Origin of the sequence: Pseudomonas sp. MWU13-2862, assembly GCF_023242495.1 — a bacterium.
GTDB classification, from domain to species: domain Bacteria; phylum Pseudomonadota; class Gammaproteobacteria; order Pseudomonadales; family Pseudomonadaceae; genus Aquipseudomonas; species Aquipseudomonas gingeri_D.
Genome location: NZ_JALMEZ010000008.1, coordinates 213,330 through 236,076, shown reverse-complemented (window position 1 = coordinate 236,076; position 22,747 = coordinate 213,330). Strand labels below are relative to the sequence as shown.

Genomic DNA, 22,747 nt, shown 5'->3' with positions numbered 1-22,747 from the left:
CTGCGGGGCCGCCTGCGCCCAAGGCGAAAAAAGCGGTGCTTAGCGGACGTTAGCAGCTAACGGGCATCAGGCAAATATGCCGGACACAGTCATTAACATCATGAATCTTGCTGCCAATGCGCAGGAGGGTCTGCTTCCTGTGCGAGGATGCGCTATACAATGGAGCGACAACACGCCCCGGCCGATGTCCGCCTCGTCCCCGCGCAAAGGAACCGCCATGATCCATGACACCTTCTGGTTGACCGTCAGTGACCACAGCCGCCTGTACGTCAATCGCTGGTTGCCGGACGGCCCACCGAAGGCCGTGATCCTGCTGTCCCACGGCATGGCCGAACACAGCGGTCGTTATGCCCGCCTGGCCGAGGCCCTGTGCGCCGCCGGCCATGGTGTGTATGCCTTCGACCAGCGCGGCCACGGCAAGACCGCCGAACACGGCGTCCTCGGCCACTACGCCGACCAGGACGGCTGGTGCGCGATGGTCAGTGACCTGGCCAGCCTCAACCAGCGCATCGGCGAGCAACACCCCGGGGTGCCGATCATCCTGCTCGGCCACAGCATGGGCAGCTACATCGCCCAGGCCTACCTGCTGCACCACAGCGCCAGCCTGCAGGGCGCGATCCTCAGCGGCTCGAACTTCCAGCCGGTGGCGCTGTACCGCGCGGCCAGCGCGATTGCCCGCTTCGAACGCTGGCGCCAGGGCCCTACCGGGCGTAGCGCGCTGATCGACTGGCTGTCGTTCGGCTCGTTCAACAAGGCCTTCAAGCCCAATCGCACGGCTTTCGACTGGCTGAGCCGTGACCCGGATGAAGTGGACAAATACGTCAACGACCCGCTATGCGGCTTCCGTTGCACCAACCAATTGTGGATTGATCTGCTCGGCGGCCTGCAGCAGATCAGCAAGGCGAAAAACCTCGCGCAGATCGACCCGGGCCTGCCGCTGCTGGTGATCGGCGGCGAATGTGATCCGGTCAGCGAGGGCAAGCGTCTCAAGGATCTGGCCGACGCTTTGCGCGCCGCCGGTAGCCAGAACCTGCAATTGAACGTCTACCCACAGGCACGGCATGAAGTGTTCAACGAGACCAACCGCGAGGAAGTCACCCGAGACCTGATCCAGTGGCTGGAACAGGCCCTGGCCCATCGTCGCCCGTCGCGCTCGGAATGATCGCCGGCTCAATCATCAACTTTGAAATCAATCCGTTGATTTCAGATAACACCCTTACAGGACCACCTTGCGATGACCCAGGTTACCAACACGCCTTACGAAGCCCTTGAAGTCGGCCAGACCGCCAGCTACAGCAAGACCGTTGAAGAGCGCGATATCCAGTTGTTCGCCGCCATGTCCGGCGATCACAACCCGGTGCACCTGGACGCCGAGTTCGCCGCGGCGAGCATGTTCAAGGAGCGTATTGCCCACGGCATGTTCAGCGGTGCGCTGATCAGCGCCGCCGTGGCCTGCGAGCTGCCCGGGCCGGGCACCATCTACCTGGGCCAGCAGATGAGCTTCCAGAAGCCGGTGAAGATCGGCGACACCCTGACCGTGCGCCTGGAGATCCTCGAGAAGCTGCCGAAATTCCGCGTGCGCATCGCCACCCGGGTGTTCAACCAGCGCGATGAGCTGGTGGTCGACGGCGAGGCCGAAATCCTCGCACCACGCAAGCAGCAGACCGTGACCCTGACCAGCCCGCCGCCGATCACCATTGGCTGATGCATAAAAAAACGCCGGATCAACCGGCGTTTTTTTATGGCAGCGTGAAATTTAGCTGGCGCGGGCGATATTACGCAGCGCCTTCACCTGGTCGTGATTGCGCAGCACACCCTGATACTGACGGTTCACCAGGTCGGTAAGGCCCACCAGATTGTGCTTGGCCAGTTTCACCAGCGCTTCGCTGTAGGCTTTCTTGGCGTGGTCTTCACCGCGCTCGGCCTCGTTGAGCACCGCCTCTTCACCCTTGCCGGTGAACAGCGCTTTCACGTCCACCCAACGACGGTGCAGGTCACCGGCCACACTGGTGCTAGTCTCCGGATCGCCACCCAATTTGCGCACCTCGGCCTGGAGTTCCGCGGCAGATGCCGCACACTCGCTGGCACGGTGCACAAACAACGCCTTCAGTTCGGGATTCTTGATGTCTTCAGCACAGGTCTGAAAACCTTTCTGACCGTCTTTACTGACTTCGATCAGATCATTGAGAATCGATACGGCTTCTTTATTGATGTTGGTCATGGCTCAATTCCTTCTGGTGGTGAAAGTTACCAAGAACTGTTGCAGTCACCATGCCAAGCCTTGATCGATTATTTTTTACTTATATTTCATATACTTGAAAATAAGCCAAAGATCTGTATGGCGGTTATTTGCATGAACTGTCAATTGGCCTGCATGCAGAATGCCTGTATTTTTCAAGACGCTTGAACAGCGCAAGACAAGGTTGCCCCATGAATCCCGAGAAACTCGAACTGCTGGTCACCCGCGAAATGCCGTTCGGCAAATACAAGGGGCGGATCATCGCCGACCTGCCCGGCCCCTACCTGAACTGGTTCGCCCGCGAGGGGTTCCCCCACGGTGAACTCGGTGGCCTGCTCGCCTTGATGCAGGAGATCGACCACAACGGCTTGTCCGACCTGCTCGACCCGCTACGCGCCAAGCACGGCAAACCCAAACCCCGCCATTGATCCCCGTTGTCGAGAGAAGCCGCGCCATGCCAAGGAATGAAGAACACGCCCGCGATGAACACTTCTGGCAAAACGTGGCCGAGCGCTACGATGTAGAGCCCGGTCCGATCAACCTGGAAAACGGCTACTTCGGCCGCATGACCCGTAGTGTCGTGGAGGCCTACAAAGGCCATATCGAGTTCATCAACCGCAGCAACTCGGTGTATGTGCGCCAGCGCTTCGAAACCATCGAAAGCCTGGAGATTCGCGCGCAGTTGGCCGACCTGCTGGGCAGCCATCACGAGGCCGTGGCCCTGACCCGCTGCGCCAGCGATGGCCTGCACGCGCTGATCCGCAACTACAACGCCCTGCGGCCCGGTGATCAGTTACTGGTCAGCGACCAGGAATACCCCAGCGTACTGGGTGCCATGCGCTGGCTGGCGCGCAACCGCGGCGTCGAGCTGATCGAGATCAGCCACCCCTCCCCAGTGAGTTTCGCCAGCCTGGTGAGCACCTACCAGGAAGCCTTCGAACGTTATCCCCGACTGAAGCTGATGGCCCTGACCTATGTCACCCATCGCAGCGGGCTGGTGATGCCCGTGCAGGCCATCGCGACCCTGGCCCGCGAGCATGGGGTCGACGTGATTCTCGATGGTGCCCATGCCCTGGGCCAGATCGACTTCAACCTCGAAGCACTGGGCATCCTGTTTGCCGGTTTCAACCTGCAGAAATGGATGGGCGCGCCGCTGAGCCTGGGCTTTCTTTATATCGATCCCAAGCGCCTGGCGGATATCGACCCGGACATGGGCGAGGAGCGCTATGCGCCCACCGATATCCGCTCCCGCGCCCCCTATGGCACGCCGAATATCCCAGCCTGGATGACCTTGCCCCTGGTCTTCGAGGAACATCGGGCACTGGGTGGCTCGGAGGCCAAGGGCGCACGACTCAATTACCTGCGGGATATCTGGGTGGGCGCGGCACGCGGGATGCCCGGTATCGAGGTGCTGACACCGGATGATCCGCGGCTGTATTGCGGTATCACCTCGCTGCGCTTTCGGCATGAGCCGGACCAGCAGCGGATGGTCGACCGACTCCTGGCGGAGTACAACCTGTTTACCGTGGTCCGTGAAGGCACGGCACATGGCAATTGCATCCGGGTCACGCCGGGGCTGGCCAACTCGGCCGAGGACCTGAAGCTGTTGGCGCGGGCCTTGGGCGAACTAAGCGGTTGAATGGCCCGCTGCGCGGGTTCGCGGGCAAGCCCTGCTCCTACGGTGTGTTGTCGTTCACCGCTTTTATGTAGGACACAACCCTGTAGGAGCAGGGCTTGCCCGCGAAGGGGCCGGCACAAACACCCAACCTTCGGACCGGAAAACTTTTCATCGGGCAAAAAAAAAACGGTGCGCCGACCAAGCGCACCGTAAAGCCGTAGAACACACAACGAAATTCAGTAACGATGAATCAGTCCAGCAGGGCCAGCGCCTCGGCGGTGCACTCCTGGATCCGCGCCCAGTCGCCGTTCTTGATCCACTCGGGATCGAGCATCCAGCTACCACCCACGCACATCACGTTTTTCAACGCCATGTAGCTCTTGATATTGGCCGGGCCGACTCCGCCGGTCGGGCAGAATTTCACTTCGCCGAACGGACCGCCCAGGGCCTTGATCGCCGCCACGCCGCCGCTGACTTCCGCCGGGAACAGCTTGAAGCGACGATAACCCAGGCCGTAGCCCTCCATGATCCCCGAGGCATTGCTGATGCCGGGCAACAACGGAATCGGGCTGTCGACACTGGCTTCCAGCAGGTCACGGGTAATGCCCGGGGTGACGATGAATTGCGAACCCGCCGCCTCCGCCGCCGCCAGCATCTGCCGATCGAGTACGGTGCCGGCACCGGTCACCAGTTCCGGACGCTCTTCACGCAGGATCTGGATGGCCTTGAGACCGAACTGCGAGCGCAGGGTCACTTCCAGCGCGGTCAGGCCACCGGCGGCCAGGGCATCGGCCAACGGCAGGACATCCTGCTCACGGGCAATGGTGATCACCGGAAGAATCCGTGCACGGGTGCAGAGCTCATCGATCAGGGCGACCTTGTCTGCCATGGAGACGGTCGGGACATTTTTTGTCATAGCAGCGGATCCTTGACTCATGGGCACCAGTAAATATTCAGGGTAGGTTGCAAGAAAGCGCGAATCGGCATGGCGGCGAGATCATCGCCGGCCAATGCGGCATTCAGGGTGGCCAGTTTCGACTGCCCGGAAATCGCCAGCACGGTGAAGCTCGCCGAAGCCAGCAGGGCCCGGCTCATGGTCAGGCGCTGGTGCGGCACGGTCGGCGCCAGCATCGGCCAGACGCGCCGGCAGCCATCCACTTGCAGGGCCGCCGCCAGGTTCGGGCTGCCGGGGAACAGCGAGGCGGTGTGACCGTCATCGCCCATGCCCAGGACCAGCACGTCGATAGCCGGCAGCTCTGCAAGCAATTGATCGGCCTGTTCGGCCGCCGCGTCCAGGTTTGCCGCGGCGCTGTACAAGCCGATAAACCGCGCCTTGGCCGCAGGGCCCTGGAGCAGATAACGCTTGAGCAGGCCGGCGTTGCTGTCGGCGTGCTCCACCGGTACCCAGCGTTCGTCGGCGAGGCTGACCACCACACGGGACCAGTCCAGGTCCTGTTTCACCAGGCTCTGGAAAAACGCCACCGGGCTGCGCCCGCCGGACACCACCAGGGTCGCCGCGCCGCGTGCGGCAATGGCTGCCCGCAGTTGCTCGGCCACGGCTTGCGCCTGGCCCTCGGCCAACAGCGCCGGGCTGCTGAACTCGTGCGCCTGTACGCCCTGGGGCAGTTTCAATTCAGATATCGCCATACCACGACCTCCCATCCCGCGTGATCAGAGCAATGGAACTCATCGGTCCCCAGGACCCGGCCGCGTACGGCTTGGGCGCATCGCCGGACTTCTTCCAACCGGCGATCAACTGGTCACACCACTTCCACGCGGCTTCGATTTCATCTTTACGGACAAACAGGTTCTGGTTGCCGTGCATCACTTCCAGCAACAGACGCTCGTAGGCGTCCGGAATCCGCGCACTGCGATAAGTGTCGGAGAAATTCAGTTGCAGCGGCCCGCTGCGCAGTTGCATGCCCTTGTCCAGGCCCTGCTCCTTGGTCATCACCCGCAGGGAAATACCTTCGTCCGGTTGCAGGCGGATGATCAGCTTGTTGCTGATCTGCAGGCGCTGCTCGGGGGCGAAGATGTAGTGCGACGGTTCCTTGAAGTGGATGACGATCTGCGACAGCTTCTGCGGCATGCGCTTGCCGGTGCGCAGGTAGAACGGCACGCCGGCCCAGCGCCAGTTGCGGATATCGGCGCGCAGGGCGACGAAGGTCTCGGTGTCGCTCTGGGTGTTGGAGTTTTCTTCCTCCAGGTAACCCGGCACCGAATGCCCTTCGCTGTGCCCGGCGATGTACTGGCCGCGCACCACCTGGGTGGTCAGGCCTTCCGGGCTGATCGGCGCCAGGGCCTTGAGCACCTTGACCTTCTCGTCACGGATGCTGTCGGCCGAGAGGTCGGCCGGCGGGTCCATGGCGATCAGGCAGAGCAGTTGCAGGAGGTGGTTCTGGATCATGTCCCGCAGCTGGCCGGCCTTGTCGAAGTAACCCCAGCGGCCTTCGATACCGACCTTCTCGGCCACGGTGATTTCCACGTGGGAGATGTAGTTCTGGTTCCACTGGGTTTCGAACAGGCTGTTGGCGAAACGCAGGGCGATCAGGTTCTGCACCGTCTCCTTGCCCAGGTAGTGGTCGATGCGATAAGTGCGGTTTTCCGGGAAGAAGCGTGCCACGGCGTCGTTGACCTTGCGCGACGACTCGAGGTCCGAACCTATGGGTTTTTCCAGCACCACCCGGGTGTTTTCAGCCAGGCCGACCTTGGCCAGGTTCTCGCAGATCGCACCATAGACCGAGGCCGGCGTGGCGAAATAGGCGATCAGGCACTGGCTGGTGCCGGCTTGCTCGGCCAGGGCGACATAGTCGTCGGGCTTGAGGAAGTCCACGTGCAGGTAGCTGAGGCGGGCGAGGAAGCGCTCAAGCACCACTTCGTCGATTTCCCGGTCCTCGACAAAGACCCGCAGTTCTTCCTGGATGGTCGCCAGGTGCTCGGCATTGCTGCCGGGCTCCCGGGCCAAGGCCAGGATGCGCGTGTCCTCATGGAGCAGGCCTGCGCCATCGAGGTGATACAAGGCAGGAAACAGCTTGCGAAGCGCCAGGTCGCCCAGGGCGCCAAACAAGGCAAAGGTGCACGGTTCAACCGTTATCGAAGGCATGATGTTTGTTCTTTTATCAAGTTAAACGATAAATACCTTTTTTCGAGGCATCACTCAAGGAAAAATGTAGTAATAACCACAACATTTTATCAATATGATGATTCCGAGTGGTGGTCATCACACGCCATCAGTAGGATAGGCCACCGCCGGGAGCTGCCCAAGGGCATTGTTCCGGGCCTTGCAGAACCCAAGTTGCCTCGAATCAAGGAATCACCAAATGGACCGCGTGCGAAATTTACTGGAGCAGATCCAGAGCCGCCTCGAAGACCTGAACAAGGCCGAGCGCAAAGTCGCCGAAGTCATCCTGCTCAACCCGCAGCAGGCGACCCGTTTCAGCATCGCCGCCCTCGCCCAGGCGGCTTCGGTCAGCGAGCCGACGGTCAACCGTTTCTGCCGTTCGTTCGGTGTCAGCGGTTACCCCGAACTCAAGCTGCAACTGGCCCAGAGCCTGGCCAGCGGCGCGGCCTATGTGAGCCGTGCGGTGGAGGCCGACGATAATCCCGAGGCCTACACGCAAAAGATCTTCGGCAGTGCCATCGCGTCCCTGGACAGCGCCTGCCAGGCCCTGGACCCGAACCTGATCAGCCGCGCCGTCGACCTGTTGATCCAGGCCCGGCAGATCCACTTCTTCGGCCTGGGCGCTTCGGCACCGGTGGCCCTGGATGCCCAGCACAAGTTCTTCCGCTTCAACCTGGCGGTCACCGCCCATGCCGATGTGCTGATGCAGCGGATGATCGCTTCAGTGGCCCACACCGGTGAGCTGTTCGTGATCATTTCCTATACCGGGCGTACCCGGGAACTGGTGGAAGTGGCGCGTATTGCCCGGGAGAACGGCGCTTCTGTGCTGGGCTTGACGGCGGCGGGTTCGCCGCTGGCCAAGGCGAGCACCCTGAGCCTGAATATTCCGCTGCCGGAAGACACCGACATCTACATGCCGATGACCTCGCGGATCATCCAGTTGACGGTGCTGGATGTGCTGGCCACCGGCATGACCCTGCGCCGTGGCGTGGATTTCCAGCCGCACCTGCGCAAGATCAAGGAAAGCCTCAACGCCAGCCGTTATCCGGTGGGTGACGAGTTCAACTGAGGCCCTGAGCAAGGTGAAACGCTGATATCGCCTTCGCGGGCAAGCTCCGCTCCCACAGGTGATTCGCGGTCAAGCTGTGGGAGCGGAGCTTGCCCGCGAAGACGTCATCCGCCACGCCGCCTAAACCGAAGCACGCGCCTGCAGGCTCAGATGCGCCCGCTCCCCGGGCGCCAGGCACAGGCTGTCGGTGCCGCCACTGGCGGCCTCGACACAGACAAACCCCATCACTTCATTCCAACTCACCCCCAGCAACGGCCGGTGCCCCGGATGCCAGACCACGGTGTCGGCGCTGTCGCCGGTGTCGATGCACAACTCCCGCTGCCAGGCATGATCCTTGAGGTGCAGTTCACCGTCATGCTGGAACACCCGCTGGCAACCGCCATCGACCCGCAACTCGCCTTCCTGCCGGCAGGCCTGACGATTCAGCTGGTCATAGCCCTCGGCGCCGTCGAGCCCAGACAGCGCTATCTCACCGACGTCACCAATACGCCAATAGGCGTGCAGCGCATGGCTCAACTGGCACGGTTCGCTGTCCTGATGCTCAGTGCTCAAGCGCAGGTCCATGCTTTCTCCCAGGCGCGCATGCAGGTCGACCTGCCAGTCGCAGAGCTGCAAACGCCAGTGCAGGCTGACGCCCTCCTCGTCGCTACTGCTTTCCAGCAGTTTCCAGTCGATCAGCCTTGCCCAACCATGGGACGGCCAGGCGTTTTCGCTCGGGTGCCGACCATACCAGGGCCAGCACACCGGCACCCCGCCGCGAATCGCCCCGACCTGTGGCCATTTGGCCGCGCACCACAACCAGGGCTTCTGCCCCTGGGGCTGGAAGTGCAACAGTTGCGCACCCTGGCGGCTGAAGACCGCCTGGCACAAGGGATGGTCGATCACCAGCACTTCACGCTGTTGAAAGCGCTCCCACTGGAACACCGGTTGCTCGCGCCGGGATTTGAAAAAGCGTTGTAGCGGTTGCTCATGCATGTGCCGCGAATCCTGAAATCACCAAACCATTTGCATCTATCCACCTGTAGGAGCGAGCTTGCTCGCGATGAACGTCAACGATAACGCGGGGCAACTGGAGACACGCGGTACCCTTGCATTCATCGCGAGCAAGCTCGCTCCTACAGTGTGCGGCAAAAAAAAGCGGACGGTCTGGTGGACCATCCGCAAGATGCGCACATAGAGAGAGAGCTTATCAGTCGAAGCCTTAGAAGACCGACTGAATTTTCAGGCCGGCAACCACAGCGTTGTCGACTTGATTCACACCACCCGGGTGGGTGACGTATTGCAGGTTGGGACGTACGGTCAACCAGTTGGTGACGTGGAAGCCGTAGTTGATTTCGGTGTTGAACTCGGTGTCGCGCAGTGGCGAGTACAGCGGGTTGTTGTAGTCGCTGACGTTATTGGCGGCGTTTTCCAACTCGGCGTTTTCCCTCACGTCCTGGTTGACATGGATACGGGCGAAACCGATCCCGACGTCATCCTTCGGACGCGCATCGAACGGCCCTTTGTACACGAACATCACCGACTGGTAGTTGTCGACGAGGTTGGTGGCCTTGTCGTGGAAGGTCGCGTTCGCCGCAATGTTCAGACCGCGGGAAGCGTCGCCGTTGTGGCTGGTGAGTTGCTGCTGCGCCACGAACCAGTAACCGTGCTTGCTGTTGTGGACACGATAAGGCAGACCGCTGGTTGCGGCGTCCCCACCATTGTTGTCCCGGAGCACGTCATTAGCCGGAGCCGCGCTTTTGTAGTAACCGACACGGTATTCGCCCGGCAGGTCGTTGACCTTCGGCGACCAGACCAGTTCGACCGGCAGGACGGTGCCCTTGGTGCCGCTGCCGCTGAGCTTGAAGCCGTTACCGTGTTCCAACTGCGACGGGTTCTGGTTGTAGGCACCGATTTGCGCATACAGCTCAGGCGTGATGTTGTACTTCACGCGAATAGCAGCCTGGGCGACGGGCCAGTTGTACCAGGTGTTGACATAGTTACCCACCTGGGAGCCACAGAACGACAGGTTCTGGAAGTCGCACGGGAAGGTGTTGAAGTCTTCGCCTTCACCGAAGTAACCCAGTTTCACATCCAGCTTGTTGTCGAACATCTGGTGCTGGATCCAGAACTGGGTCAGACGGACCATATGGCCGCGACCGTCGACTTCCTGGGACGAGCTCAAGGTGCCGGCGCGTGGGTCGCCGATGCGATCATTGGAGATGTTCTCACCGTTACGGTTGGTGAGCTGGATCTTGGCCTGGGTGTTATCCCAGCCCCACAGCTTTTGCAGATCCAACGCCACGCCCAGACCAAACTGGTCGGCGTAACGCGAGGTATGGTCGTTGTTGTAGCCACCATGCAGGTTGCTACCGACCTCACCGACATAATCCATCTTGATGTCGATACCTTCTTCGATCAACTTGGTGCGCTCTCCGCCCCAGTCACCGGTCATCCATTTGGAATTGCTGCTGAACGCATCGTCCGCCATGGCGTTAGCAGCCAGGACCAGTGTTGCCGCCGCCGACAATTGGCAGAACAGGCGGGCATTGGTGTTTTTCTTTTTCATCCCTACATCCTCGTCTTATTGTTATTAACGGTTTTTATCGAACGTGGTTTACATCGTCTGTAATGCGTCAAATCTCTTTGGCAGACGCTTTTCCTGATACATCCCGGCCTCAGGTTTGAGGGCCGCTTCGCGACCCTCGGGAGCAAGCCCCTTCTTCACAGTCAGCGGCCCTTGAATTGCGCCACATTGTCGCTATGCACCTGGACTTGCGGCTTGGCCACCACGCCCAGGCGTTCACCGGTCTGGGCGTCGAACAACAACACCTTGGCCGGATCGAATTGCAGGGTCAGGGTTTCACCCACCTGCGGCGCCACGTCCGGTGCCAGTCGGCAGCAGACCTTGGTCCCGTTGAGGTTGACGAACACCAGGGTGTCCGGACCGGTCGGCTCGGTCACCTGGACTTCGGCACGGATGCTCGGCAAGCCATTGGGCTCGCCCTGCATCAGGCTGATCTGTTCCGGGCGCATGCCGAGGATGATTTCGCGGTCTTCAAGACCGGCATCGGTCACCCCCAGCGGCAGCTCGCAACGGGCCTGGCCGCTGTCGAGCAGAGCCAGCAGGCGACCATCCTTGCGTTGCAGGCGCAGGGGGATGAAGTTCATCGGCGGCGAACCGATGAAGCTGGCGACAAACAGGTTCGCCGGGTCGTTGTAGATCTGCTTCGGCGTGCCGAACTGCTGGATGATGCCGTCCTTCATCACCGCCACCTTGTCGCCCAGGGTCATGGCTTCGATCTGGTCGTGGGTCACGTAGACCGTGGTGGTTTTCAGGCGCTGGTGCATCAGTTTCATTTCGGTGCGCATCTCGACCCGCAGCTTGGCGTCGAGGTTGGACAGCGGTTCGTCGAACAGATAGATCTTCGGCCGCCGCGCCAGGGCACGGCCCATGGCTACACGCTGTTGCTGACCACCGGACAACTGGCCGGGCTTGCGGTTGAGCAAGTGTTCGATCTGCAGCAGCTTGGCGACCCGCGCGACTTCCTCATCGATGGCCGACTGGGCCATCTTGCGGATTTTCAGACCGAACTCGATGTTCTCGCGCACGCTCATGGTCGGGTACAGCGCATAGGACTGGAACACCATGGCGATGTCGCGATCCTTCGGGCTCATGCCGCTGACGTCCTGGTCATCGATCATGATCGCGCCGCCGGTGATGTTCTCCAGGCCCGCGATGCAGTTCATCAGCGTCGACTTGCCACAGCCCGAAGGCCCGACCAGGATCAGGAACTCACCGTCCGAGATCGACAGTTCGATGTTCTTCAGGGTGTCCGGCAAACCGGCGCCGTAGGTCTTGTTTACATTGCGAAGTTCGAGCGTTGCCATGATTACCCCTTGACTGCGCCGGCCGTCAGCCCGCGCACGAAATACTTGCCTGCGACCACATAGACCAGCAGGGTCGGCAGCCCGGCGATCATCGCCGCTGCCATATCAACGTTGTATTCCTTGACCCCGGTACTGGTGTTGACCAGGTTGTTCAGCGCCACCGTGATGGGCTGCGAATCACCGCTGGAGAACACCACGCCGAAGAGGAAGTCGTTCCAGATCTGGGTGAACTGCCAGATCAGGCAGACCATGATGATCGGGGTCGACATCGGCAGGATGATCATCCGGAAGATGGTGAAGAAACCCGCACCATCCAGGCGTGCCGCCTTCACCAGCGCATCGGGAATGCTCACGTAGTAGTTACGGAAGAACAGCGTGGTGAACGCCAGGCCGTAAACGATGTGCACGAACACCAGGCCCGTGGTGGTACTGGCCAGGCCCATCTTGCCGAGGGTGAACGAGGCCGGCAGCAGCACGGTCTGGAACGGCAGGAAGCAGCCGAACAGCAACAGGCCGAAGAACAACTGCGAACCGCGGAAGCGCCACATCGACAGCACATAGCCGTTCAACGCACCGATGGCGGTGGAGATCAGCACCGCCGGAACGGTGATCTTGATCGAGTTCCAGAAGTAGCCGTTGACCGTGGCCCAGGCCTTGACCCAGCCGATATCGGTAATCACCGTCGGCCAGCTCAACAGGTTGCCGGTGCTGATGTCTTCCGGTGATTTGAAGCTGGTCAACAGCATGACCACCAGCGGTACCAGATAGAGCAGCACGGCGAGGATCAGCACCGCGTAGATGGCGATGCGGCTCAGGCTGATCGCCGGTTTGTGGGCGAGACTAGTCATTACGCTTGGTCCTCAGCTCGGAGTACAGGTAAGGCACGATGATCGCGAGAATCGCACCGAGCATCAGAATCGCACTGGCCGAGCCCATGCCCATCTGGCCGCGACTGAAGGTGAAGGAATACATGAACATGGCAGGCAGGTCGGACGAGTAGCCCGGGCCACCGGCGGTCATCGCCGCCACCAGGTCGAAGCTCTTGATCGCGATGTGCGCCAGGATCATCACCGCACTGAAGAACACCGGACGCAGGCTGGGCAGCACCACTTTCCAGTAGATCCTCGGCAGGCTCGCGCCATCGATCTGGGCGGCACGGATGATCGATTGATCGACACCGCGCAGGCCGGCCAGGAACATCGCCATGATGAACCCCGAGGCTTGCCAGACCGCTGCGATCACCAGGCAATAAACCACGCGATCGGGGTCGATCAGCCAGTCCAGGCGGAAGCCTTCCCAGCCCCAGTCACGCAACAGTTTGTCCAGGCCCATGCCCGGGTTGAGCAACCATTTCCAGGCGGTACCGGTGACGATCATCGAGAGCGCCATCGGGTACAGGTAAATGGTGCGGATAAAACCTTCGCGCCGGATGCGCTGGTCGAGGAACACCGCCAGCAGCACGCCGATCACCAGGGTGACGCCGATGAACAAGCCGCCGAACAGCGCCAGGTTCTTGCTCGCCACCCACCAGCGGTCGTTGTCGAACAACCGCGCGTATTGCGCCAGGCCGACCCATTTGTAGGACGGCAGGAAAGTCGAGTTGGTGAACGACAGTACGAACGTCCACAGGATGTAGCCATAGAAGCCCACCAGGACGATAAACATGCTGGGCGCCAGCACCAGTTTGGGTAGCCAGCGCTGCAATGCATCGAACGGCGAGGCTTTGCTGAACACAGCAACAGAACTCATGGGGAAATCCACTACAGGGGAAAAGGGACTACATGCAGATCCTCTGCAGGAGCCGGCTTGCTGGCGATTGCGATTGCTCATCCAACGACGATGTTGACTGTCAGATCGAAATCGCCAGCAAGCCGGCTCCTGCAAGGGAACCTGCGGTGCTGAAACTACTTGGCGGACTTGACCGCCGCGCCGAGTTTCTTGGCGGCATCGGCTGGATCGGCTTTCGGGTCGTTGATGTAGTTGGTCACGACATCAAAGAACGCACCCTGTACGGCCAGCGTGGTCGCCATGTTGTGCGCCATGCTCGGTTGCAGGCCGCCGGTCTTGGCATCGTCCAGGAAGTCCTTGGCCGACTTCTGGGCGCACTCGTCGAAACCGAGCTTGTCCATTTCGTGGAGCATGTCGTTGCGAACCGGGATCGAGCCTTTGTTGATGCTGAAGATTTTCTGGAAGTTTTCACCCAGGACGACCTTGGCGATGTCCTGCTGGCCCGCCGCGGTGCCCTTGTCTTTCTGCTTGAACATCGCCAGGGAGTCGATGTTGTAGGTGAAGGCTTTGTCAGTGCCCGGGAAGGCTACGCATTCGTAGTCCTTGCCAGCGACTTTCTTGGCCGCTGTCCACTCGCTCTTGGCCCAGTCACCCATGATCTGCATGCCGGCCTTGCCGTTGATGACCTTGGCCGCTTCCAGGTTCCAGTCCTGGCCTTTGCCGTCCTGGTCCATGTAGGTCGCGACTTTCTTCAGCTCGGTCAGCGCCTTGACCATTTCAGGACCGGTCAGCGCAGCGTTGTCCAGGTCGACCAGGGCTTTCTTGTAGCCATCAACGCCCATGACCGACAACACCACCGCTTCGAACACGGTGCTGTCCTGCCAAGGCTGACCGCCGTGGGCGAGCGGGATGAAGCCCGCAGCCTTGAGCTTGTCACCGGCGGCGTAGAATTCCTCGAGGGTGGTCGGCGCTTTTTCGATACCGGCTTTCTTGAAGACGGCAGGGTTGATCCACAGCCAGTTGACGCGGTGGATGTTCACCGGCACGGCGACGTAGTTACCTTCGTACTTCACGGTATCGGAGACTTTCTTGTCGAGCAGGCTGTCCCATTTCTCATCTTTGGCAACGGACTTCAGGACGTCGGTGTCGAGCAGCCCGGTAGACGCCCATTCCTGGATGTCCGGCCCCTTGATCTGCGCGGCGCCCGGCGGGTTGCCGGCCACGGCGCGGCTTTTCAGCACGGTCATGGCGGTGGCACCGCCGCCGCCGGCTACAGCGCCGTCTTTCCAGGTGAAACCGTCTTTCTCAACTTGAGCCTTGAGGACATCGACCGCGGCTTTTTCACCACCGGAAGTCCACCAATGGACAACTTCCACGGACCCTTTCGAATCGGCGGCAAGAGCACTGAGGGGAAACAACGAGGCGAGAGAAACGACGGCGGCGAGGCGGGAAATCGAATTCATCTGTAGTACCTTTCTTGTTGTTATGCATGCAAGTCTGGTGCTTGCGCTGCATGGGATTCTAGTCAAGGCAAGGCCCTTCGCAGGTAACGAAGGGACGTGCAAATGTCACTGCATGGTTACATGAATTTCGTTGCCGTTATCAGCCCAGGATTACCGGGCCAGAGCGCTCGCGAGGCTCGGGGCGAGTGGCAGCCCCGGAAGCAGCACCGCTTGAAAGGCATGATAGAGGTCGGGTTTGCCGCCCCAGATCTTGGCATCGGGCCGATTGTGCTCATCCAGTTCGTGATGCCAGCTGCCCAGTTCCAGGTCGATGAAGTGCACATCGATAAAATCCCAGAAGCGTCGATACCAGGTTTCGTACTGCGCCTCGCCGGTGCGCCGGAGCAAGGCGGCGGCCGTGGCGCTGGCTTCGGCATGGGTCCAGTGCAGGCGCTGACGGACCACCGGGCGGTTGGCCCAGTCCAGCGTGTAGACGATGCCCGCCGCGCCATCAGCGTGCCAGCCATGACGGCAGGCGCTGTCAAACAAACCGCGGGCGTCGTTCAACAACCAATCGGGGGTGAACAAGCCGGCCTGGCGGCGCGCGGCCTCCAGGTGCAGGACCAGCCGCGCCCATTCGAAGCCATGACCGGGCGTGGTGCCGTAGGGGCGAAAGCCATCCGCCGGGTTATCGTGGTTGTACTCGCGCAGGGGTTGCCACTGGCGGTCGAAGTGTTCGATGACCATGAAATCGTTGGCCACGGCGTGCTGGTGGATCACCCGCTCGACGATGCGTAGCGCGCGATCCAGCCAGCGACTGTCACCGGTGACATCGGCCAGGGCGAGAAAGGCCTCGGTGCCGTGCATATTGCTGTTGGCACCGCGATAGGCTTCTTCCTGTTGCCAATCGCGGGTGAAGGATTCGCGCAGGGTGCCCTCCTCCTCGTTCCAGAAATGCGTCTCGAGCACCCGGATCGCTTCGGCCAGCAGGCGCAGGGCATCGGCACTGCCGGCAACCACCGCGGAACTCGCGGCCAGGGCCACAAAGGCGTGCAGGTAGGCAGCCTTGCCGCTGTTGCCGTCGCGGTGATCGGGGACCGCATACCAACCACCGTGGCTGGCATCGCGCAACGGCCCCCAGAGGGCGGCGACACCGTGATCGACCAACCCCAGGCAACCGGGAATCCCCTGGAGATGGGCCATGGCGAAACTGTGGGTCATGCGCGCGGTGTTCATGGTTTCGGCCATGGCATCGTCCGCCAGTTGCCCGTGCTCGTCGAGATTGCCGAAGCCTTCGGCCAGGCGCGAAGCCTTGGCAAACGCCAGCAGCCGCCGGCCTTCGGCCAACAACCAGGCACGATGAGCCGGGGCATTGAGCCAACTGCTGAACGGCAGTTCAAGGGTGTCCATCGGAGTACCTTTCTTGTTGTTAGGAGCCAAACGATTATCCGGCGATTCTAGCCAGCCATTCTTCGCTGCCAGGTCACGAAGCCCCGCGCAAATGTCACCAGACAGTGACAAAAAACAGAGAAGGTCCCTTCGGCCCCAGACTCTGCGAGGTAGGAAAATTGCTGAATAAGTCGTTTCCCTTTCCAATGTAGGAGCGATCCCTAACGTCTTTTCCCACATTGAAGCACTCCTTTACTTCGGCGAATCTGCTGCACTTCTTCATTTCAGGTGCGCCGGTCAAGCGCCCCCAAGGAGGTGTGATCCATGGTTGCCCCCCACCTGCGCAACCCCCGCCAATGCTGCATTTTCCCGGTCTACAACGGACAAGGTCTGTGTGCCTGGAGGGTCGAGGTCATGCGTGGCGGCGCCCAATTGGGCGGTGTTTTCAGCTTCGCCGAGTGTGGTGGCGAGGAACCGGCCCGGTGCATGGCCGAGTCCTACCGCAACGCCCTGGTGCTGAAAATGCAGCCTTCGCAAAGCTATGCAGAGCGCCAGCGCCTGATGCCTCATAACACCAGCGGACATCCCGGGGTGATCCGGGTCGAGACCAACAACACCGGCTACTGGCGGGCCAGCACGCGGATTCATGGCTACTGCCTGAGCCGCAGTTTCAGTGTGCGTCGCCACGGCGAGGAGCAGGCCAAGCGCCTGGCGCTGCGTGAGCGTGAACGGCAACTGGCGTTGTGCAACGAACCCTATGAACAGGCGATGGAAGCCTTGCAGCGCTACTTCAGCCAGAGCAACAGCCGCGTGCGCGAGCACCGCATCCGCGCGGCCATGGCGCGACCGCGGGAGGTGCGGGCCTCAGCCGATATCCTTCCGCCGGACCCGCTCGAGCCGGCGCTGAATATCAGTGCGGAACAGGCGTTCCTGTCGATCAGTCGGCATTTCGCGGCAAGTACAAAGTAACCCGCAACCCGCCGTCGCGCAGGTTCTGCAAGCTCACTTCGCCGCCATGGCTGTGGGCGATATTGCGCGCAATGCCCAGCCCGAGGCCGTAGCCCTGTTGCTGGCCGGACAAGCGAAAGTGCGGTTCGAACACCTGCTCCAGGCGCTGCTCGGGCACCCCTGGCCCTTCGTCATCGACGTGCAGCACAAAGGCTTCGTCGTCGTCTTCGATATGCAGGTGGGCCTTGTCACCATACTTGAGGGCGTTGTCGATCAGGTTGCCCATGCAGCGTCGCAGCGCCAGCGGTTTGCCGGGAAAGGCCCCGTGGGCGCGACCGTCCAGCGAGACCCGACCGTTGCCGTTGGGTGGCAGGTAGGGTTCGATCAGGCAATCGAGGGCGTGGTTGAGGTCCACCGGCTCGATGTTCTCGTGGATATCGGTGTCCTTCACGCATTGCAGCGCCCCCTTGACCAGCATCTCCAGCTCGTCGAGGTCGCGACCGAACTTGTACTGCAGCTTCTCGTCCTCCAGCAGCTCGACCCGCAGGCGCAGGCGGGTGATGGGGGTGCGCAGATCGTGGGAGATGGCGCTGAACAACTGGCTGCGTTCGGTCAGGTAACGGCTGATACGCTCACGCATGGCGTTGAACGCCCGGCCCACCTCCACCACTTCGCTGCCACCGCCTTCCGCCACCGGCCGTACCTGCGCATCGCCGAGGGACATGTCCCGCGCGGCCCGCGCCAGGCGTTTGAGGGGACGGCTCTGCCAGTGCACCAGCAGGCCGATAAATAACAGCAGAAAGCCACTGGTCAGGACAATAAACCACACCTGCTGGGACGGCAGGCCTTCCTCTTCCAGGCTGGTGTAGGGCTCGGGCAGCAGGGAGGCGATATACAGCCATTCGCCGGGGGACATCTGGATCTGCGTCACCAGCACCGGCGGATTGACCGGTTCCAGGGTCAGCGCATAGTGGGCCCAGGAACGCGGCAACTCGTCGAGCTTAAGGCCACCGTTGAAAATCCGCAGGTCGTCGGGGCTGACGAATTGCACCGAGATATCCACCTCGTTGCCCAGCGCCTGGCGCAGCACCTCGTGCACGGCGTCGAGCACCGCGGTCTTGCGCGGCGTGGCCGGCAGCAGGCGCATATCCAGGGGCTTGTCATTGAGGGTCACGACAAACCGCGTACCACCCATGCTGCGCAATTGATCGAGCACCAGCGGGCGATAGGCCAGCGGCAGCGAGCGCAGGTAACTGACACTGGCGGTCATCGAATGGGCCAGGCTGCGGGCACTGGTGACCAGGCCTTCGAGCTGCGTCGCGCGCAACTGCGAAAGCCAGATCACGCTGGACAGCGTCTGGGCGATCAGCACCGCCAACAGGGTCAGCAGCAACATGCGCCCCAGCAGCGAGCGCGGAACCGGCAGGCGCCGGCGCAGTTCAGAGGGCATTGGCCGCGGTGACATTGGCCGCCAACTGATAGCCGCTGCCGCGCACGGTGCGGATCAGTCGCGGCGGCTTGTCGGTGTCGCGCAGGCGTTGGCGCAGGCGGCTGACCGCCATGTCGACGATCCGGTCCAGGGGCATCAGGTCACGCCCACGGGTGGCATTGCCGATGGTGTCGCGGTCGAGGATTTCCTGGGGATGGTCGAGGAACAGCTTGAGCAGGGCGAAGTCGGCGCCGGAGAGAATCACTTCTTCGCCGTCGGTGTGGAACAGCCGGTGGCTGACCGTGTCCAGGCGCCAGTCATCGAAGGCCAGCACCTCGCTGCCGTTGCGCTCCTGACCGAACTGCGCGCGGCGCAACAGGGCCTTGATCCGCGCTTGCAGTTCCCGTGGGCTGAAGGGTTTGCCCAGGTAATCGTCGGCCCCCAGTTCCAGGCCGATGACCCGATCAGTCTCGTCGGAGCTGGCGGTGAGCATGATGATCGGCACCTGGGCCTGGCGCGGGTGTTGGCGGACCCAGCGGCAGAGACTGAAACCATCTTCGTCGGGCAGCATGACGTCAAGGATCACCAGATCGCTGTGGGCATCGTTGAGGGCCTGGCGAAAGCCGGCGCCATCGCCGACGGTGCGCACCTGGAAACCGGCACGGCTGAGGTAGGTGTCCAGCAATTCACGGATTTCCTGATCGTCGTCGACCAGGAGAATGGACTTACTGAATACGCTCACGGAAATCGTCCTTGTTGTTGTGGGGAGGACTGAAATGCGGATTATGCCTTAATCGATTAAGCCGTGAAGCATGTGTTGCCTGGCCGGACGCTTTCGCGGCGGTGCGGCGATCCGACAAGCCCTGCTCCTACAGTTTGATGTCGTGTACAAAACCTAGGTACGACGACGTACGGTAGGAGCAGGGCTTGCCCGCGAAGAACGCGCCACGTAACGGGATCAGTGCGCGAAAGCCTGCTGCAACGCCACCCCCGCGCCAATCAGCCCGGAATACGGGGCCGTCACCAGCCACACCGGGATCCCCTTGAAGTAATCGCTCATGCAGCCTTTGTCAGCAAAGCTCCGAGCAAAACCGCTGTTGATGAAAAAGTCGGCAAACCGTGGGATCACCCCACCGACGATATACACCCCACCGCGCGCGCCCGTGGTCAGCACGTTGTTGCCGGCCACCCGACCCAGCCAGCAGCTGAACTGCTCCAGCACTTCCCGGGCAATCGGATCGCCGGCCAGGCCGGCAGCGGTAATCGACTCCGGAGTTTCCAGCACCGGCACATGCCCGTCCACCGCGCAGATCGCCCGGTACACCCGCGGCAAACCGCCACCACTCAAGGCAGTCTCGGCGCTGACATGGCCGATTTCACTGTGGATATGCTGCCAGAGCTGGGTTTCACGCACGCTGCTCAGGGGCAGGTCGACATGCCCGCCCTCCCCCGGCAAGGCCATGAAGTGCTGCTCGCCCAAGTGCAGCAGGGTGCCGACACCGAGCCCGGTGCCAGGACCGATCACCACCGCCGGACGCAACGGCTCCGGCGTGCCTTCGCAGACCACGCGGTAGTCACCCGGCTCCAGGCGGGTCATGCCCAGGGCCATGGCCGAAAAGTCGTTGACCAGCAACAGCTCGTCGACCTGCAAGGTTTCGCAGAACGCCCGACGGCTCAGCCGCCAGTGGTTATTGGTGAAACGAAACTCGTCGCCGCCCACCGGGCCGGCCACCGACAGGCACACGGCGCCGACCGATCCCAGCGCCAGGCCCAGGCCGTCGAGGTAGACCTTGATGGCCTCCTCGGGGCTGCTGTGATCGACGGTCGCCAGGACCTTCACTTCATCCAGGGCATTGTCCTTCCACAACGCGAACCGCGCATTGGTCCCGCCAATGTCGCCTACCAACGCCAACTTCATTCAAGGTGCTCCAGGGCCGAAGTGAACGCGCTGGCGCCCTGCTCCGCCGAGCTGAAGGCCATGCGCATGAAGCCGAAGAGTTCGCGGCCACAGCCGATATTATTACCCAACGAGCCGATCGCAGGCGCGCGCGCGGCGAATTCGGTGTCGTCCACCAGCACCCGCAAGGTGCCCTTGACCCCGTCCACGCGGATCACGTCGCCATCGCGGACCCGCGCCAGCGCCCCACCCACATGGGCTTCGGGGCAGACATGGATGGCCGCCGGAATCTTGCCCGAGGCCCCGGACATCCGCCCGTCGGTGACCAGCGCGACCTTGAAGCCACGGTCCTGCAACACGCCGAGGAACGGCGTCATCTTGTGCAATTCCGGCATGCCATTGGAACGCGGCCCCTGGAAGCGCATCACCGCGACAAAGTCCTTCTCCAGCAAGCCGGCCTTGAACGCGTCGGCCAGGTCCTGCTGGTCCTCGAACACCACCGCCGGTGCCTCGACGATCTGGTGTTCCAGGGCCACGGCGGAGACTTTCATCACACCACGTCCGAGGTTGCCTTCCATCACCCGCAGGCCACCTTCAGGGGAGAAGGCACGAGCCACGGGGCGCAGGATGGTTTCATCGAGGCTTTCGATCGGGCCGTCGCGCCATACCAGTTCACCGTCCTGCAGGAACGGCTCCTGGGTGTAGCGGCTCAGGCCGTGGCCGGCGACGGTATTCACGTCTTCGTGCAACAAGCCGGCTTCCAGCAGTTCGCGGATCAGGAAGGCCATGCCGCCCGCCGCCTGGAAGTGGTTGATATCGGCCTTGCCGTTCGGATAGACGTGGGACAGGGTCGGCACCACTTCGGAGAGGTCGGCCATGTCCTGCCAGGTCAACTGGATACCGGCTGCCTGGGCAATCGCCGGCATGTGCAGGGTGTGGTTGGTGGAACCGCCGGTGGCGTGCAGGGCAACGATGGAGTTGACCAGCGAACGCTCGTCTACAATCTCACCCAGGGGCATGAAGCTGCCGCTCTGTTTGGTCAGGCGGGTGATCTGGTGCGCCGCCTCGCGGGTCAGGGCATCGCGCAGCGGGGTATTCGGATTGACGAAGGACGAGCCCGGCAAATGCAGGCCCATGACTTCCATCAGCAACTGGTTGGTGTTGGCGGTGCCGTAGAAGGTGCAGGTGCCGGGGCTGTGGTAGGACTTCATTTCCGACTCCAGCAGCTCCTCGCGGCTGGCCTTGCCTTCGGCATAACGCTGGCGCACATCGGCTTTTTCCTTGTTGGAAATCCCCGAGACCATCGGCCCGCCGGGCACGAAGATGGTCGGCAGATGACCGAAGCGCAGGGCGCCCATCAACAGGCCGGGCACGATCTTGTCGCAGATGCCGAGCATCATCGCCGCGTCGAACATGTTGTGGGACAGGGCCACGGCGGTGGACAGCGCGATCACTTCGCGGCTGGCGATGCCCAGCTCCATGCCCGGCTCGCCCTGGGTCACGCCATCGCACATGGCTGGCACGCCACCGGCGAACTGGCCGACCGAACCGATCTCGCGCAAGGCCTGCTTGATCTGTTGCGGATAGGTTTCGTAGGGCTGGTGGGCGGAGAGCATGTCGTTATAGGAAGAAACGATCGCCACGTTGGCGGCGTTCATCAGACGCAGGTTCTGCTTGTCGTCGGTGCCACACCCGGCCACGCCGTGGGCAAAATTCGCGCATTGCAGCTTGCCGCGCATCGGGCCGTCACTGGCGGCACCGCGAATCAGTGCCAGATACGCCTGGCGAGTGGCTTGGCTACGGGCGACAAGCCGTTCGGTGACCTCAAGAACGCGGGGATGCATGTGTAGAACTCCAGGCTAACGGATGTGGCGACCTGTGGTTCCAAGCTGACCGAAAGCCTCGTATGGCGGGGCTTTTCAATCATCTGGACCTGTTGATTCAGGTCACTCGTTGTAGATAAAACAAAATATTGCCACTAAAAAGGCTTGTTTTCT

The 22,747-nt window shown here is 61.8% G+C and carries 21 protein-coding genes; 6 read left to right on the top strand and 15 right to left on the bottom strand.

The genetic code is table 11. The annotated features are described in order from the left end of the window. Nucleotides 1-217 precede the first annotated feature (217 nt). Both M5C56_RS16635 and M5C56_RS16630 read left to right on the top strand, forming a co-directional pair. Nucleotides 218-1,162 carry an alpha/beta hydrolase gene (locus tag M5C56_RS16635; RefSeq protein ID WP_103497601.1) on the top strand — a complete coding sequence of 315 codons (945 nt, stop codon included), beginning with the start codon at nucleotides 218-220 and terminating at the stop codon, nucleotides 1,160-1,162. Between the two features lie 72 nt (nucleotides 1,163-1,234). After that, nucleotides 1,235-1,705 (top strand): MaoC family dehydratase, encoded by a 471-nt coding sequence (locus tag M5C56_RS16630; RefSeq protein ID WP_017126221.1) that lies wholly within the window; start codon nucleotides 1,235-1,237, stop codon nucleotides 1,703-1,705. Nucleotides 1,706-1,756: 51 nt separating this feature from the next. On the opposite strand, the gene M5C56_RS16625 is transcribed toward M5C56_RS16630, so the two are convergent. Beyond that, nucleotides 1,757-2,221 (bottom strand): PA2169 family four-helix-bundle protein, encoded by a 465-nt coding sequence (locus tag M5C56_RS16625; RefSeq protein ID WP_103497602.1) that lies wholly within the window; start codon nucleotides 2,219-2,221, stop codon nucleotides 1,757-1,759. A gap of 209 nt (nucleotides 2,222-2,430) precedes the next feature. Between M5C56_RS16625 and M5C56_RS16620 the strand changes: the two genes are divergently transcribed. Then, nucleotides 2,431-2,667: a DUF3820 family protein gene (locus tag M5C56_RS16620; protein ID WP_027619874.1), complete on the top strand. Its 237-nt coding sequence runs from the start codon at nucleotides 2,431-2,433 to the stop codon at nucleotides 2,665-2,667. A 26-nt stretch (nucleotides 2,668-2,693) separates the two neighbouring features. Continuing rightward, on the top strand, nucleotides 2,694-3,878 hold the full coding sequence (locus M5C56_RS16615) for an aminotransferase class V-fold PLP-dependent enzyme (RefSeq protein ID WP_103497603.1): 1,185 nt from the start codon (nucleotides 2,694-2,696) through the stop codon (nucleotides 3,876-3,878). Between the two features lie 229 nt (nucleotides 3,879-4,107). Here M5C56_RS16615 and M5C56_RS16610 read toward each other — a convergent pair whose 3' ends face one another. From M5C56_RS16610 to zwf, 3 genes are read right to left on the bottom strand one after another with little or no spacing between them, the layout of a single operon-like run. Further along, on the bottom strand, nucleotides 4,108-4,773 hold the full coding sequence (locus tag M5C56_RS16610) for a bifunctional 4-hydroxy-2-oxoglutarate aldolase/2-dehydro-3-deoxy-phosphogluconate aldolase (RefSeq protein WP_100944088.1): 666 nt from the start codon (nucleotides 4,771-4,773) through the stop codon (nucleotides 4,108-4,110). 17 nt (nucleotides 4,774-4,790) lie between these two features. Next, the gene (pgl, locus tag M5C56_RS16605) at nucleotides 4,791-5,504 is read right to left on the bottom strand and encodes a 6-phosphogluconolactonase (RefSeq protein WP_103497604.1); all 714 of its coding nucleotides are present in this window, start codon (nucleotides 5,502-5,504) and stop codon (nucleotides 4,791-4,793) included. Beyond that, on the bottom strand, nucleotides 5,491-6,960 hold the full coding sequence (gene zwf, locus M5C56_RS16600; RefSeq protein ID WP_103497605.1) for a glucose-6-phosphate dehydrogenase: 1,470 nt from the start codon (nucleotides 6,958-6,960) through the stop codon (nucleotides 5,491-5,493). Before zwf ends, pgl begins: the two co-directional genes overlap by 14 nt. A gap of 226 nt (nucleotides 6,961-7,186) precedes the next feature. On the opposite strand from zwf, the gene M5C56_RS16595 reads away from it, so the two are divergent. Then, entirely contained in the window at nucleotides 7,187-8,047 is an 861-nt protein-coding gene (locus tag M5C56_RS16595) for a MurR/RpiR family transcriptional regulator (RefSeq protein WP_177096979.1), read from the top strand. A 120-nt stretch (nucleotides 8,048-8,167) separates the two neighbouring features. Here the strand turns inward: M5C56_RS16595 and M5C56_RS16590 are convergent, their stop codons facing one another. From M5C56_RS16590 to M5C56_RS16560, 7 genes are all read right to left on the bottom strand, one after another. Further along, nucleotides 8,168-9,022 (bottom strand): D-hexose-6-phosphate mutarotase, encoded by an 855-nt coding sequence (locus M5C56_RS16590; RefSeq protein WP_103497606.1) that lies wholly within the window; start codon nucleotides 9,020-9,022, stop codon nucleotides 8,168-8,170. 226 nt (nucleotides 9,023-9,248) lie between these two features. Beyond that, entirely contained in the window at nucleotides 9,249-10,595 is a 1,347-nt protein-coding gene (locus M5C56_RS16585; protein WP_247263207.1) for a carbohydrate porin, read from the bottom strand. Nucleotides 10,596-10,756: 161 nt separating this feature from the next. Next, nucleotides 10,757-11,917 carry a sn-glycerol-3-phosphate ABC transporter ATP-binding protein UgpC gene (gene ugpC / locus M5C56_RS16580; RefSeq protein ID WP_103498593.1) on the bottom strand — a complete coding sequence of 387 codons (1,161 nt, stop codon included), beginning with the start codon at nucleotides 11,915-11,917 and terminating at the stop codon, nucleotides 10,757-10,759. Nucleotides 11,918-11,919: 2 nt separating this feature from the next. Beyond that, on the bottom strand, nucleotides 11,920-12,765 hold the full coding sequence (locus tag M5C56_RS16575; RefSeq protein ID WP_103498592.1) for a carbohydrate ABC transporter permease: 846 nt from the start codon (nucleotides 12,763-12,765) through the stop codon (nucleotides 11,920-11,922). Then, nucleotides 12,758-13,666 (bottom strand): sugar ABC transporter permease, encoded by a 909-nt coding sequence (locus M5C56_RS16570; protein ID WP_103498591.1) that lies wholly within the window; start codon nucleotides 13,664-13,666, stop codon nucleotides 12,758-12,760. The genes M5C56_RS16575 and M5C56_RS16570 overlap by 8 nt, the downstream gene beginning before the upstream one ends. Nucleotides 13,667-13,821: 155 nt before the next feature. Then, entirely contained in the window at nucleotides 13,822-15,108 is a 1,287-nt protein-coding gene (locus M5C56_RS16565; protein ID WP_103498590.1) for an ABC transporter substrate-binding protein, read from the bottom strand. 150 nt (nucleotides 15,109-15,258) lie between these two features. Then, nucleotides 15,259-16,497, bottom strand: coding sequence for an AGE family epimerase/isomerase (locus tag M5C56_RS16560; RefSeq protein WP_103498589.1), 1,239 nt, complete (start codon nucleotides 16,495-16,497; stop codon nucleotides 15,259-15,261). Between the two features lie 303 nt (nucleotides 16,498-16,800). Between M5C56_RS16560 and M5C56_RS16555 the strand changes: the two genes are divergently transcribed. Then, on the top strand, nucleotides 16,801-17,445 hold the full coding sequence (locus M5C56_RS16555; RefSeq protein WP_103498588.1) for an AP2/ERF family transcription factor: 645 nt from the start codon (nucleotides 16,801-16,803) through the stop codon (nucleotides 17,443-17,445). On the opposite strand, the gene M5C56_RS16550 is transcribed toward M5C56_RS16555, so the two are convergent. The 4 genes from M5C56_RS16550 to edd all read right to left on the bottom strand — a co-directional run bounded on the left by M5C56_RS16550 (nucleotide 17,414) and on the right by edd (nucleotide 22,594). Beyond that, nucleotides 17,414-18,874, bottom strand: a complete 1,461-nt coding sequence (locus tag M5C56_RS16550) for a HAMP domain-containing sensor histidine kinase (protein WP_103498587.1) — start codon at nucleotides 18,872-18,874, stop codon at nucleotides 17,414-17,416. The two genes, M5C56_RS16555 and M5C56_RS16550, sit on opposite strands and share 32 nt — an antisense overlap. After that, nucleotides 18,864-19,595 carry a response regulator transcription factor gene (locus tag M5C56_RS16545; protein ID WP_100944075.1) on the bottom strand — a complete coding sequence of 244 codons (732 nt, stop codon included), beginning with the start codon at nucleotides 19,593-19,595 and terminating at the stop codon, nucleotides 18,864-18,866. Before M5C56_RS16545 ends, M5C56_RS16550 begins: the two co-directional genes overlap by 11 nt. Nucleotides 19,596-19,811: 216 nt before the next feature. Next, nucleotides 19,812-20,771 (bottom strand): glucokinase, encoded by a 960-nt coding sequence (locus M5C56_RS16540; RefSeq protein WP_103494204.1) that lies wholly within the window; start codon nucleotides 20,769-20,771, stop codon nucleotides 19,812-19,814. Then, nucleotides 20,768-22,594: a phosphogluconate dehydratase gene (gene edd / locus M5C56_RS16535; protein WP_103494205.1), complete on the bottom strand. Its 1,827-nt coding sequence runs from the start codon at nucleotides 22,592-22,594 to the stop codon at nucleotides 20,768-20,770. Before edd ends, M5C56_RS16540 begins: the two co-directional genes overlap by 4 nt. Between the last annotated feature and the right edge of the window lie 153 nt (nucleotides 22,595-22,747).

Bases quoted from the DNA above. Each gene is read 5' to 3' on its own strand.
- M5C56_RS16635 (WP_103497601.1), top strand. From the start codon at position 218: ATGATCCATGACACCTTCTGGTTGACCGTCAGTGACCACAGCCGCCTG.
- M5C56_RS16630 (WP_017126221.1), top strand. From the start codon at position 1,235: ATGACCCAGGTTACCAACACGCCTTACGAAGCCCTTGAAGTCGGCCAG.
- M5C56_RS16625 (WP_103497602.1), bottom strand. From the start codon at position 2,221: ATGACCAACATCAATAAAGAAGCCGTATCGATTCTCAATGATCTGATC.
- M5C56_RS16620 (WP_027619874.1), top strand. From the start codon at position 2,431: ATGAATCCCGAGAAACTCGAACTGCTGGTCACCCGCGAAATGCCGTTC.
- M5C56_RS16615 (WP_103497603.1), top strand. From the start codon at position 2,694: ATGCCAAGGAATGAAGAACACGCCCGCGATGAACACTTCTGGCAAAAC.
- M5C56_RS16610 (WP_100944088.1), bottom strand. From the start codon at position 4,773: ATGACAAAAAATGTCCCGACCGTCTCCATGGCAGACAAGGTCGCCCTG.
- pgl (WP_103497604.1), bottom strand. From the start codon at position 5,504: ATGGCGATATCTGAATTGAAACTGCCCCAGGGCGTACAGGCGCACGAG.
- zwf (WP_103497605.1), bottom strand. From the start codon at position 6,960: ATGCCTTCGATAACGGTTGAACCGTGCACCTTTGCCTTGTTTGGCGCC.
- M5C56_RS16590 (WP_103497606.1), bottom strand. From the start codon at position 9,022: ATGCATGAGCAACCGCTACAACGCTTTTTCAAATCCCGGCGCGAGCAA.
- M5C56_RS16585 (WP_247263207.1), bottom strand. From the start codon at position 10,595: ATGAAAAAGAAAAACACCAATGCCCGCCTGTTCTGCCAATTGTCGGCG.
- ugpC (WP_103498593.1), bottom strand. From the start codon at position 11,917: ATGGCAACGCTCGAACTTCGCAATGTAAACAAGACCTACGGCGCCGGT.
- M5C56_RS16575 (WP_103498592.1), bottom strand. From the start codon at position 12,765: ATGACTAGTCTCGCCCACAAACCGGCGATCAGCCTGAGCCGCATCGCC.
- M5C56_RS16570 (WP_103498591.1), bottom strand. From the start codon at position 13,666: ATGAGTTCTGTTGCTGTGTTCAGCAAAGCCTCGCCGTTCGATGCATTG.
- M5C56_RS16565 (WP_103498590.1), bottom strand. From the start codon at position 15,108: ATGAATTCGATTTCCCGCCTCGCCGCCGTCGTTTCTCTCGCCTCGTTG.
- M5C56_RS16560 (WP_103498589.1), bottom strand. From the start codon at position 16,497: ATGGACACCCTTGAACTGCCGTTCAGCAGTTGGCTCAATGCCCCGGCT.
- M5C56_RS16555 (WP_103498588.1), top strand. From the start codon at position 16,801: ATGGTTGCCCCCCACCTGCGCAACCCCCGCCAATGCTGCATTTTCCCG.
- M5C56_RS16550 (WP_103498587.1), bottom strand. From the start codon at position 18,874: ATGCCCTCTGAACTGCGCCGGCGCCTGCCGGTTCCGCGCTCGCTGCTG.
- M5C56_RS16540 (WP_103494204.1), bottom strand. From the start codon at position 20,771: ATGAAGTTGGCGTTGGTAGGCGACATTGGCGGGACCAATGCGCGGTTC.
- edd (WP_103494205.1), bottom strand. From the start codon at position 22,594: ATGCATCCCCGCGTTCTTGAGGTCACCGAACGGCTTGTCGCCCGTAGC.